This window comes from Intrasporangium sp. (genome assembly GCF_040414665.1).
Classification (GTDB): Bacteria; Actinomycetota; Actinomycetes; order Actinomycetales; family Dermatophilaceae; genus Intrasporangium.
This window is the reverse complement of record NZ_JBEDUL010000112.1, coordinates 1-11269: the sequence shown is the minus strand read 5'-3', so window position 1 is coordinate 11269 and position 11269 is coordinate 1. Positions and strand designations below refer to the sequence as shown.

The 11269-nt window shown below is 69.7% G+C and carries 11 protein-coding genes and 1 pseudogene; 6 read left to right on the top strand and 6 right to left on the bottom strand.

Features of this window, described 5'->3' with window-relative positions:
* Window positions 1-211 precede the first annotated feature (211 nt).
* The 3 genes from ABF401_RS12250 to ABF401_RS12240 all read right to left on the bottom strand — a co-directional run bounded on the left by ABF401_RS12250 (window position 212) and on the right by ABF401_RS12240 (window position 1805).
* On the bottom strand, window positions 212-667 hold the full coding sequence (locus ABF401_RS12250) for an NUDIX domain-containing protein (protein WP_353509846.1): 456 nt from the start codon (window positions 665-667) through the stop codon (window positions 212-214).
* Between the two features lie 7 nt (window positions 668-674).
* Window positions 675-1208: a peptidase gene (locus tag ABF401_RS12245; protein WP_353509845.1), complete on the bottom strand. Its 534-nt coding sequence runs from the start codon at window positions 1206-1208 to the stop codon at window positions 675-677.
* Between the two features lie 108 nt (window positions 1209-1316).
* The gene (locus ABF401_RS12240; protein WP_353509844.1) at window positions 1317-1805 is read right to left on the bottom strand and encodes a MarR family winged helix-turn-helix transcriptional regulator; all 489 of its coding nucleotides are present in this window, start codon (window positions 1803-1805) and stop codon (window positions 1317-1319) included.
* A 65-nt stretch (window positions 1806-1870) separates the two neighbouring features.
* Here ABF401_RS12240 and ABF401_RS12235 point away from each other — a divergent pair, with 65 nt between their 5' ends.
* From ABF401_RS12235 to ABF401_RS12225, 3 genes are all read left to right on the top strand, one after another.
* Window positions 1871-2089, top strand: coding sequence for a hypothetical protein (locus ABF401_RS12235; protein WP_353509847.1), 219 nt, complete (start codon window positions 1871-1873; stop codon window positions 2087-2089).
* Window positions 2090-2198: 109 nt separating this feature from the next.
* Entirely contained in the window at window positions 2199-2525 is a 327-nt protein-coding gene (locus ABF401_RS12230) for a hypothetical protein (RefSeq protein WP_353509843.1), read from the top strand.
* Between the two features lie 157 nt (window positions 2526-2682).
* The gene (locus tag ABF401_RS12225; protein ID WP_353509842.1) at window positions 2683-3912 is read left to right on the top strand and encodes an NAD(P)/FAD-dependent oxidoreductase; all 1230 of its coding nucleotides are present in this window, start codon (window positions 2683-2685) and stop codon (window positions 3910-3912) included.
* Window positions 3913-3968: 56 nt separating this feature from the next.
* Here the strand turns inward: ABF401_RS12225 and ABF401_RS12220 are convergent, their stop codons facing one another.
* Window positions 3969-4679 carry a hypothetical protein gene (locus ABF401_RS12220; protein WP_353509841.1) on the bottom strand — a complete coding sequence of 237 codons (711 nt, stop codon included), beginning with the start codon at window positions 4677-4679 and terminating at the stop codon, window positions 3969-3971.
* A 101-nt stretch (window positions 4680-4780) separates the two neighbouring features.
* Between ABF401_RS12220 and galK the strand changes: the two genes are divergently transcribed.
* On the top strand, window positions 4781-5968 hold the full coding sequence (gene galK, locus ABF401_RS12215; RefSeq protein ID WP_353509840.1) for a galactokinase: 1188 nt from the start codon (window positions 4781-4783) through the stop codon (window positions 5966-5968).
* Between the two features lie 88 nt (window positions 5969-6056).
* On the opposite strand, the gene ABF401_RS12210 is transcribed toward galK, so the two are convergent.
* On the bottom strand, window positions 6057-6569 hold the full coding sequence (locus ABF401_RS12210) for a MarR family winged helix-turn-helix transcriptional regulator (protein WP_353509839.1): 513 nt from the start codon (window positions 6567-6569) through the stop codon (window positions 6057-6059).
* Between the two features lie 109 nt (window positions 6570-6678).
* On the opposite strand from ABF401_RS12210, the gene icmF reads away from it, so the two are divergent.
* Both icmF and ABF401_RS12200 read left to right on the top strand, forming a co-directional pair.
* On the top strand, window positions 6679-9921 hold the full coding sequence (gene icmF / locus ABF401_RS12205; RefSeq protein ID WP_353509838.1) for a fused isobutyryl-CoA mutase/GTPase IcmF: 3243 nt from the start codon (window positions 6679-6681) through the stop codon (window positions 9919-9921).
* A 7-nt stretch (window positions 9922-9928) separates the two neighbouring features.
* Window positions 9929-10696, top strand: coding sequence for a helical backbone metal receptor (locus ABF401_RS12200; protein WP_353509837.1), 768 nt, complete (start codon window positions 9929-9931; stop codon window positions 10694-10696).
* Window positions 10697-11051: 355 nt separating this feature from the next.
* Here the strand turns inward: ABF401_RS12200 and ABF401_RS12195 are convergent.
* A pseudogene (locus ABF401_RS12195) lies at window positions 11052-11269 on the bottom strand (hydrolase); the annotation flags it as partial.

The following is an 11269-nucleotide window of genomic DNA, read 5'->3' as shown; positions in this document are numbered from 1 at the left end:
GGAGAACTCGCCGCCGGCGATGGTCTCTCCTGCGACGGGTAGGCGTGACAGGCGCATCGTCAGCCCGACGCCGTAGCTGCCGACCACCGCGACTCTCGGTTTGCCCGAGCTCATGGCACCTCGTTTCCCTCGAGACGGCCGAGACCCACGGTCCAGGCCTAACACAATGTCTATGGACAACTATAGACATGGGGTGGGGGTAGAGAGGCCCTCAGCCCTTGCCGTCCGGTCCAGCCGCCGGTGCCAGCAGGCCTCGGAGCAACGCCTCGTAGCGCGGGTCGGGGAGCGTGAGCGAGAGCGCCTCCGGGAGGGTGAACCACGCGAGATCGTCGTGCTCATCGGGCGCCAGGTTGGCCGGCTCGCCTCGCCAGCCACGCACATGGAGGAAGGTGATGTCCTCCGAGAGGTCGTCCGCTACCCAGCGCGCCACAAACGTGCCATCGCCGTCGGACGCGATCCCCAGCTCCTCGCGCAGCTCTCGCCTCAGGGCGGCGTGCGGCGTCTCGCCGTCCTCGAGGTGGCCACCCGGGAAGTCCCACACATCCGGATACCAGGCTCGGTCGGCCCGACGGTGGCACAACAGCACCCGGTCGCCCCGGGTCAGCACGCCGCTCACCACCCGATGGGTGACCTCGGGCTCGGCCGAGCCACCCCCAGCCAGGCTCACCGGCGAGTCACGAGGCGAGAAGGAGGGACAGGGCAGCGGTGTCGGCGTCGTCCTCCGGATCGATGCCGTCCAAGGCGGCGAGGCGGGTCACCGTGCCATGGCTGTCGGCCTCGATCCAGGCGGCCCGGTGGGCGAGCCCCAGGTGCGGTAGGCCGGGAAGCAGCAGGCAGCCAGAGGCGGTTTCGTACTCGGGCAGCGACGCCACGGTGCTCGAGGGAGGGTGCAGCACGGCCAGGCCGGGGGGCAGCGGATCGGCGAACTGGCCCGGCCGCAGCGGGTGCTCGCCAACGAACTGGCCCTCGGCGAGCACGAGTCCGACGGAGTGCTCGGGCGCCTGATCGGGGATGTCCTCGACGACGCGGAAGACGGTGCTGCCGTTCGGCAGCATGTGAGGGACCGCCGCCATGCGGACCGCCAGCAGGAGGAAGTGCGTCCACTCCACGGTGTCCTCGGGCCACCGGCCGACGATGATGAACCCTTTCAGGGCGCCTCCCGACTGGATCGGCGCAACCTCGACCTTGGGCTCGTGCCCTTCGTCCATCTGGCCCTCCCTCCACACCTTCTGAAGCGGTGACCTCGCTCCCTCTCAGGATGCCACCAACAGACCCGGACGGCACGCAGGACGCCTCGCGGCGCAGCGTGCCCTTGGTCAGGAGGTGGTCGCGACGATGACGCGGGTCAGGACGGTGTGCAGCGACCTCAGCTCGTCGATGTCCATCCCGAGGCGTTCGACAACCTGCGTCGGCACCTCGATGGCGCGCTCCCTCAGGTCGCGTCCCTGGTCGGTCAGCGTGACGGCGAGTGCCCGCTCGTCGGCGGGGTGGCGGTCGCGCTTGATGAGGCCGGCTCGTTCGAGGCGCTTGAGGAGCGGGGAGAGGGTGGCCGGGTCGAGGCTGAGCAGCCGACCGATCTGCTTGACGGTCAATGAGTCACGCTCCCAGAGGGTGAGCATGACGAGGTACTGCGGATGGGTCAGGCCGAGCGGCTCGAGCACGGGTCGGTAGAGCGCGATGACATTGCGCGAGGCCACGGCGAGCGCGAAACACACCTGTTGGTCGAGCCTCAGCAGGTCGTCCGGAGTCGAGCCATGGCGCAGGTTGGTCGAGCGGGCGACCGTCGCATCGTGGACGTCCGTCATCGGCAACCCCTCCAGCCACTACACTAATGATTAGTACACGAACTATATCCGCGGAAGTGAGCACCATGGCTGGCAAGGGCGACAACGAGGGCCTGTCGATCGGGTACCGCATCGGCTTTCAGCTCAGGAAGCTCGGTCTGACCGTCTTCGGTCCGGCGCAGCTCGGCGAGACGAGCGATCCCACGGCGCAGCTGCGGGCCGAGCGCGCCGCCAGGGTGGCGAGGGCCAGGCGAGCACGCGAGCAGCGCGAGGCCGCCGAAGCCGACCGTCGCCGCGCCGCCTGACGTTCGCCCCCAGGCGCCGACCGCCGCGATGCCCGAACGCTGTTGGGCAGCGGTAGTTTCGGGTACCGTCGAGGAGACGGATCAATCCACACGGCATCCAGGAGTGGCCATGGGTGATCGAATTGGTCTCATCTTCATGCTCGGTATGGTCGTCCTGCTGGTCGTCGGGCTGATCATGCTCAACCCCCGGCGCGGCACGAACGAGCAGGGCCTGCCTCCGGAGACGCTCAACCGCCATGTGGACGACACGACGCAGGCCCGCGCCGACCACCCCGAGGGAGCCGAGCGTTCGCATCTCGTGGGCAACCCGCCCGTTGACAGCGTGACAACAGAGGGTTGGGGCGTGGCGACTCCCGGGGAGGGCACGCTCGAGGAGCTGCCCGTCGACGTTCACCCGGAGCTGCACGACAGCGACCGCAAGCGTCGCCGCCAGTGACCTCACCTCAGGCCGTATGCCGCTGAGCCGGCTTCCCGGCCACGTGCCCGTGGAGGGTGGCCGGGAAGCCGGCCCAGCGGCATACGGCCATTCGCTTTGACGCCCGGCGAGTGGGCACTCCGCCCGGCGCTGCGGGCGATGGGTAGCCTCACTGGGCATGGGCGTTCCGCAGCAGGTGGTCATCGTCGGTGGCGGGATCGGCGGCGTCAGCACCGCCGCAGCCCTGCGGTCCGGCGGCTTCTCGGGCGAGATCACTCTCGTTGACGATGCGCAGCACCCGCTCGACCGGCCACCCCTCAGCAAGGAGTACCTCGCGGGCACCCGGGGACTGACGGACATCGCGCTCGAGCAGCCGGAGTGGTACGACGACCATGAGGTGCGCCTGCTCGCGCGCACCCGCGTTGCGGCGCTGCGCCCGGACGAGGGCGTCGTCGAGACCGAGGACGGCAGGACGCTGGCGGCGTCGCGCGTCGTCATCGCGACGGGCGGTCGAGCTGCCCGTCCGGCGATTCCAGGCGCCGACAGCGATCGCGTGCACGTGCTTCGATCAGTCGACGACGCGGATCGGCTCCGTGCGGCGGCGAGCCCGGGCGCTCGCTTCCTTGTCGTCGGAGCCGGGCTGATCGGCGCGGAGATCGCCTCCACGCTGACGGGACTCGGCTCCGACGTGACGCTCGTCGACATCGTCTCCCCGCCGCTCTCCCAGGTCGTGGGGGAGCCCGTCGCTCGGTGGCTGCACGAGGTCCACCGGGCACACGGTGTCACGCTGCGACAGTGCGGCGTCGAGCGGTTCGAACCGATCGGGGCGGGGCCCGATGCCCCACTCACTGCGCACCTCACGCACGGTCAGGGAAGCGTCGTCGTCGACCGAGCCGTCCTGGCCCTCGGCATGGTTCCGGAGACGCGGCTGGCACGGGCGGCAGGTCTGGACACGGGACGGGGTGTCATCGTCGATCGCCGCCAAGTGACGTCGAACCCGGCGGTGCTCGCGATCGGAGACGCGACCGAGGTGCGGGTCGATGGCGCTGTCGTGCCCCGTGCGGAGCACTGGGAGGCGGCCCGGTTCGACGGCGAGCGGGCCGCAGCCACGATTCTTGGCAACCCCCCGCCCCCACTCACGGCGAGCTGGTTCTGGACCGATCGACATGGTCTCCACGTCGAGGTGGTCGGTGACCTGGCTGCGGGAAACCTGGTCGTGCGGGGAACCCTGGGCTCTCCGCCCTTCTCGGCCTTTGCCCTCCGCGACGGGGTGGTCGTCGGGGCCGTGGCGGTGGACGACTCCAAGGCCGTGCGTGCCGCGAGGCGACTCATCGACCGGGCCATCTTGGTCGACGCGGAGGCGGTGGCCGACCCGTCTACCGACCTGCGCCGCCTGGTGCGCGGCTGACCCCGCGCCGCCATGTCCCGACGAATCGGGCTGGACGCGGGTCAGTGACCTCACGGTCAGCGGCCGAACCCAGGGATGAGAACGAGGAGGAACGCCCAACCCCCAGTGAGCTGGCGGTGGGGGCGACGGGGAGACGGCCTGCCTGGCAGAGGGACGGACGCCACGGCGAAGAGCGGCACGGCCCAAACCGCGAGTGGGCTGATGAACGCCCAGAACCAGGCCCAGCGCGTCGCCCACCGCGGCTCCGGCCCGGTGGTCAGCACGAGCACGGCTGCGGCCCAGAGCCATTGCGCCACTTGGCCGAGCCATGCCGGCAGCTGCCAGCCGGCGATGGATGTGCCGTGCGCCGCGAGGTCCGCCCCGTCGACGACTCGCAACGTCGCGCGCCCGTCCCACGACTCCAACTGGTGACGAAGGTCGCCGACAACCTGGTCGAGGTTTGCGAGCCCGGGTGGAGGTGCCTGCGAGCCGTCGCTCAGGTGCAGCACCGTCGTGACCCGAGCGTTCGGGCCGTCTTGCCAGACGAGGTCGGCCGTGCGCGACCCCGTTGCCCCGGACGGCAGGGCGCCCGACACGCTCACCTGGCCTACGCGGCCTGCCTCGATCGCACCCTGCAGCTCGGCGAGGGAGGCAGTTCGGCTACTCACGACCGGTACCGTGGCGGCGACGACGAGGACCGACACGAGCAGGGCGAGGCGCAGGTACCCATGACACACGAGCCAGCGTGCCCTCCACGCTGGGGGCGCCGGGGCCTCCATGGTCGTCACGGGGCCACCGTAGTGTCGCCAAGCGGATGTGTCCCGGCCAGAGCCGGCGGGGCGTCGGGTAGGAGTAGGTGGATGGGTGTGGAGAAGGAGGCGGCCCGGGCATGAGCGCCACGCAGGAAGGAAGTGTCCAGGATGCCGTGGCCGGCGCATTCCGGGAAGCCTTTGACGAGGAGCCCTCCGGTGTCTGGTCCGCCCCTGGTCGGGTCAACCTCATCGGTGAGCACACCGACTACAACCACGGACTCTGCCTGCCCGTGGCGATTCCGTGCCGGACGTACGTCGCCGCCCGCCGCCGAGACGACCGGCTCGTCCGGATCCTCTCGCAGCAGGTGCCCGGCGAGCGGACCATTCGTCTGGACGGCCTTCTCCAGGGCAACCGCGGGGGCTGGGCGGCGTACGCAGTCGGAGTCCTCTGGGCGCTGGAGCAGGGTGGCTACCGGATCGGCGGGCTCGACGTCCTCGTCGACGGCCGAGTGCCCCTGGGGTCCGGCCTGTCGAGCTCGGCTGCACTCGAGTGCGCCGTGGCCGTCGCGGCGGTCGATCTCTTCGGCATCGAGGGTTTCGATGGCGATGAAGGCCGGCGAGCCCTGGTCCAGGTGTGCGTCCGTGCCGAGAACGATGTGGCCGGTGCCCCCACGGGCGGCATGGACCAGTCCGCCTCACTGCTGGCCCGACGCGACACGGCCCTGCTGCTCGACTTCGCCGGCGACGAGGCGCCCCGACACGTGCCCTTCGACCTCGCCGTGCATGGCCTCTCCCTCCTCGTCATGAACACGCGGGCGGTCCACTCCCTCGATGACGGTCAGTACGGCAACCGCCGCGAGGAGTGTGCTGTCGCCGCGGCCGAGCTCGGCATCGGGTCCCTGCGTGACGTGGCGCTCGGGGACCTCGAGGCGGCGCTGCGCCGCCTGTCCAGCGATCTGTTGCGTCGCCGGGTCCGCCACGTCGCGACGGAGATCGACCGCGTGACCCGCACCGTCGCGGCACTGGAGGCCGACGACTTCGCAGCCCTCTCAGGCATCTTCGAGGCATCGCACCGGTCGATGCGCGACGACTTCGAGATCTCCTCCGCCGAGCTCGATGCGGCCGTCGAGACCGCCCGTGCGGCCGGCGCGCTCGCGGCGCGGATGACCGGAGGCGGCTTCGGGGGCTCGGCCATCGCCATCGTCCCCTCGGCCGGGGTCGACGACATCAGCGACGCGGTTCGAAGCGCATTCTCTGCCAAGGGGTTCCGTGAGCCGGAACTGTTCCCCGTCCGAGCGGACGGCTCTGCCAGACGCGAGCACTGAGGCGAAGCGGCTGAGCCAACCCACCACCTGACAGCAGGTCCCTCGGGGAGCGAGCTCAGCGGCATACGGCAACTGCATGTGACGGCGGCTAGAAGTCCCCGGCACTGTGACGGAGTCGGGTCAGCACGTCGACGAGGGTGCGCTGGTCGCGCGGCGAGAGGACCGGCTGCTCGAAGACCTCGGCGTTGAGAGCCTTCGTGGCCCGCTCGACGAGCTCGCGACCGGAGGGCGTGAGTGCGACGAGGTAGGCCCGGCGGTCCTCGGGGTGGGTGGAGCGCGTGACGAGCCCGGCGTCCTCGAGCCGGTCGACGGCATTGGTGACGCTCGTCGGGTGCACCTGGAGGCGGGAGCCGATGACCTTCATCGGGAGGGAGCCGCGCTTGCTGAACCACAGCAGCATGAGCACCTCATAGCGGGCGAACGTCAGCCCGAGGGGGCGAAGCGACGACTCAACGCGGGCGAGCACGATCTGGTGGGCGCGCATGAGGGAGGTGATCGCGGCCATTCCGTCGGCGGCGTCGGCCCATCCAGCCTCGACCCACTGCGAACGCGCGCGCTCGATCGGGTCGAAGTCGAGACTCCGCCTGCCGTCAGCCGCCATGCGCACATCGTAGGGCTCGGGACGCGTTGACGTCCATTAGTAGGAAGTCCTAGTATTTCGAGGTCAGCGCTGAACCGCCACACCGCCGCATCCTGCCCGGAGGCCCCTCGTGACCAACCAGAAGCCCGAGCTGCACAGGCCGGCTCACCACGTCCGCATCGTCACGGCATCGAGCCTCTTCGACGGCCACGACGCGTCGATCAACATCATGCGGCGCATCATGCAGAGCCAGGGCGCCGAGGTGATCCACCTCGGACACAACCGCTCGGTCCAGGAGGTCGTCGACGCGGCGATCGAGGAGGACGTGCAGGGCGTCGCCGTCTCGTCCTACCAGGGCGGGCACGTCGAGTACTTCGAGTACCTGGTGGAGCTGCTCAACGAGAACGGCGCGGGGCACATCAAGGTCGTCGGTGGCGGAGGCGGCGTCATCGTTCCCGACGAGATCGCCCGGCTGCGCAGCAGCGGCGTCACGATCTTCAGCCCCGAGGACGGCCAGCGTCTCGGGCTCGCCGGGATGATCAACACGGTCGTCAAGGACTGTGACTTCGACCCCTGGGACGTCAAGGCAGCGAGCGTCGACGCCGTGCTCTCCGGCGAGCGGGCCGCCATCGCCCGTGCCATCACCGGCGCGCAGGAGGGCGACCTGGACGCCGCGACCCTGGACGCGATCCGCGAGGCCGCCGCCAACCGCCAGGTCCCGATCCTCGGCATCACCGGCACCGGCGGTTCGGGCAAGAGCTCGCTCACCGACGAGCTCCTCCGGCGCCTGCGCCTCGACCAGCAGGACAAGCTGCGCGTCGCCATCCTCGCCATCGACCCGACGCGCAGCCGTGGCGGCGGCGCCCTGCTCGGCGACCGCATTCGCATGTCGTCGCTCGACGGCGACCGCGCGTTCTTCCGCAGCCTCGCGACCCGCGGCCACAGCCAGGTGCCGGCCAACCTCGACGACGTCGTCGCCATCACGAAGTCCGCCGGCTTCGACCTCGTCATCCTCGAGACGCCCGGTATCGGTCAGGGCGATGCGGCCATCGTCGACTACGCCGATGTGTCCCTCTACGTCATGACGCCGGAGTTCGGCGCGAGCAGCCAGCTCGAGAAGATCGACATGCTCGACCGGGCCGACGTCATCGCCATCAACAAGTTCGAGCGCCGCGGGGCCGAGGACGCGCTGCGCGACGTCGGGCGCCAGATGGTGCGCAACCGCGAGGCCTTCGGCAAGGGTCCGGCCGACATGCCGGTCTACGGGACGAGCGCCGCGACCTTCAACGACGACGGCGTCACGGCTCTCTACCAGGAGCTGCGCGGCCTGCTCGCCGAGAAGGGCATGCCGGTCGAGGAGGGCGCTCTCCCGGCCGTCTCGACGAAGCAGTCGACGAAGATCGCCGCCGTCGTGCCGTCCTCGCGGGTGCGCTACCTCGCCGAGATCAGCGAGACCCTCCGTGGCTACCACGCCAGGACGAAGGACTATGCCGCCCAGGCGTCCCGCGTGCAGCGCCTCGAGGCCGTGAGCGCGGAGCTCGCGGAGGCCGGCTCCGACGCGGCCGGGGTCGACGCGTTGCTCGAGAGCGCTCGCAGTGACCTTCCCGCCGACGTGGCGGACCAGGTGGCCGCGTGGCCCACCATCGTCGAGTCGTACTCCGGCGACGAGCAGGTCGTCACCATCCGCGACAAGGAGATCCGCAACGTCCTGACGCGAGAGTCTCTGTCGGGCAACAAGATCCCGCGCGTCGCATTGCCGCGGTACCAGGACCACGGCGAGCTCGTGTCCTTCCTGCGGCGCGAGAACCTGCCGGGCTACTTCCCCTACACGGCCGGCGTCTTCCCCTTCAAGCGGGAGGGTGAGGACCCAGCTCGGATGTTCGCGGGGGAGGGCGACCCGTTCCGGACCAACCGCCGGTTCAAGCTGCTCTCGGAGGGCCAGCCGGCGACGCGCCTCTCCACGGCGTTCGACTCGGTGACGCTCTATGGCCGTGACCCCGACCCGCGCCCGGACGTCTACGGCAAGGTGGGCACGTCCGGCGTCTCCATCGCGACGCTCGACGACATGAAGGCGCTCTACGACGGCTTCGACCTCGTGTCGCCGACGACGTCGGTGTCGATGACGATCAACGGCCCGGCGCCGACGATCCTTGCGTTCTTCCTCAACACGGCGATCGACCAGCAGCTCGACCGGTTCCGCGAGCGCGAGGGCCGGGAGCCGAGCGGCGCGGAGGCGGAGGAGATCCGCGACTTCGCCCTGGCCAATGTCCGTGGCACGGTCCAGGCCGACATCCTCAAGGAGGACCAGGGCCAGAACACCTGCATCTTCAGCACCGAGTTCTCGCTGAAGATGATGGCGGACATCCAGCAGTGGTTCATCGAGCACAAGGTGCGCAACTTCTACTCGGTGTCGATCTCCGGCTACCACATCGCCGAGGCCGGGGCGAACCCGATCAGCCAGCTCGCGTTCACCTTGGCCAACGGCTTCACCTACGTCGAGAGCTATCTCGCGCGGGGCATGAACGTCGACGACTTCGCCCCGAACCTGTCATTCTTCTTCAGCAACGGCATGGACCCCGAGTACACCGTCCTCGGCCGCGTCGCCCGTCGCATCTGGGCCGTCGCGATGAAGGAGAAGTACGGCGCCAACGACCGCTCGCAGAAGCTGAAGTACCACGTCCAGACATCAGGTCGCTCGCTGCACGCGCAGGAGATGCAGTTCAACGACATCCGCACGACGCTGCAGGCGCTGTGCGCTATCTACGACAACGCCAACTCGCTGCACACCAACGCCTTCGACGAGGCCGTGACGACCCCGACCGCCGACTCGGTCCGCCGAGCCCTGGCGATCCAGCTCATCATCAACCGTGAGTGGGGCCTGGCCGTCAACGAGAACCCGCTCCAGGGCTCGTTCATCGTCGACGAGCTGACCGACCTCGTCGAGGAGGCGGTGCTGCGCGAGTTCGACAAGATCACCGAGCGCGGCGGCGTCCTCGGTGCCATGGAGACCGGCTACCAGCGTGGCCGGATCCAGGACGAGTCGATGCTCTACGAGCACCGCAAGCACGACGGGTCGCTGCCGATCATCGGCGTCAACACCTTCCGCCACCCGCGCGCCGAGGAGGAGACGCCGCAGACGATCGAGCTCGCCCGAGGGACCGAGGAGGAGAAGCAGAGCCAGCTCGCCCGGGTCCGCGCCTTCCAGAAGGACCACGAGGTCGAGGCGAGGTCCGCTCTCGAGGAGCTGCGGAAGGTTGCCATCGAGGGGGGCAACGTCTTCGACGTGCTCATGCGCGCGGCTCGCGTGTGCTCCCTCCAGCAGGTGACGGAGGCGTTCTTCGAGGTCGGTGGCCAGTACCGCCGCAACGTGTAGTCGCGTCGTGGTCGGGATCGTCGACGACCTGGGGTATGCCGCTGAGCTCGCTCCCAGCCCCAGGCGTGTCGTCTCGCTCGTCCCCTCCCTCACAGAGGCGATTGCCGCGACGTGCCCGGAGCGGCTGGTCGGCGCGACGGACTGGTGCACGCACCCGTCCGATCTCGACGTCGCGCGGGTGCGGGGCACCAAGAATCCGAACCTCGACGCGATCCGGGCACTCGAGCCGGACCTCGTCGTGGCGAACAAGGAGGAGAACCGCGAGCTCGACGTCCGGCGCCTGCGCGCGAGCGGGGTGCCGGTCTATGTCACTGACATCGAGACCGTGCCCGGTGCCCTGGACTCGCTGCAGCGGCTCTTCCATGAGGTGCTCGGGGCAGGAGTCCCGGACTGGTTGACCGCCGCCCGGACCGAGTGGTCGGGGCCGGTGCCCGAACCCACTGTGGACGTCGCAATAGCGATCTGGCGGGATCCTTGGATGGTCGTCGGGAGCAACACCTTCACCGGCGACCTGGTGGCCCGGCTCGGGTGGCGCAACGTGTTCGACGGTCACCCTGAGCGCTATCCGCACGTGGAGCTCGAGGACCTCGACCGCTCGGACATCGACGTCGTGCTCCTCCCGGACGAGCCCTATGTCTTCACGGCTGAGGATGGTCCGGAGGCGTTCGCGCACACCCGCACCGCGCTCTGCAGCGGACGACTGCTCACCTGGTACGGCCCGGCGATGGTCGGCGCGCGTGCGGCCCTGACCAACGTGGTCGGATCCACCCCCTGAGCCCACGGCCATCCCGCCCATTCACTCGAGTGTGCAGTTGGCGCCCGGCGGGGAGTGCACACTCGATGCAGGCACAGCCGATGTTCCTGCCGGTGTGCCCGCCCAATCACTCGAGTGTGCAGTTGGCGCCCGACGCGGAGTGCACACTCGATGCGGGGGCGACCCAGCGGCATACGGATTGGGAGGAATGACGGGACGAGACGCCTGAGGCCGGCTGGTTCCCGCACGCGACGGATGACCCGTCCCGTCACTTGACCCGCCGTTCGGTCGAGTGTGCAGTTGGCGCCCGGCGCGGAGTGCACACTCGACGGGGATCCGGCCCGGCGCGGAGTGCGCACTCGACGGGACGTCGAGGTCAGGTCAGGTGGTCGTAGTCGCCACGCACCCAGGCGGCGTGTCGGTCGGCGGAGTACCGGATGATGGCCTTCGCATCGGAAGGGACCGCGGCGCCGAAGTTGTTGTAGAGCCGGTCGAAGTGCAGTCCCTCGACCTGGTCGGCGATCCGCTGGACGACGTTGCCGGACAGGGGTAGGCGGTTCGGGTAGCTCCGCATGAAGCTGACCGTCTTGCGGT

What these genes read in the sequence shown, in the direction of transcription:
- ABF401_RS12240 (WP_353509844.1), bottom strand. Translation starts at nt 1,805, where the DNA reads ATGACGGACGTCCACGATGCGACGGTCGCCCGCTCGACCAACCTGCGC.
- ABF401_RS12210 (WP_353509839.1), bottom strand. Translation starts at nt 6,569, where the DNA reads ATGGCGGCTGACGGCAGGCGGAGTCTCGACTTCGACCCGATCGAGCGC.
- ABF401_RS12235 (WP_353509847.1), top strand. Translation starts at nt 1,871, where the DNA reads ATGGCTGGCAAGGGCGACAACGAGGGCCTGTCGATCGGGTACCGCATC.
- ABF401_RS12245 (WP_353509845.1), bottom strand. Translation starts at nt 1,208, where the DNA reads ATGGACGAAGGGCACGAGCCCAAGGTCGAGGTTGCGCCGATCCAGTCG.
- ABF401_RS12225 (WP_353509842.1), top strand. Translation starts at nt 2,683, where the DNA reads ATGGGCGTTCCGCAGCAGGTGGTCATCGTCGGTGGCGGGATCGGCGGC.
- ABF401_RS12230 (WP_353509843.1), top strand. Translation starts at nt 2,199, where the DNA reads ATGGGTGATCGAATTGGTCTCATCTTCATGCTCGGTATGGTCGTCCTG.
- galK (WP_353509840.1), top strand. Translation starts at nt 4,781, where the DNA reads ATGAGCGCCACGCAGGAAGGAAGTGTCCAGGATGCCGTGGCCGGCGCA.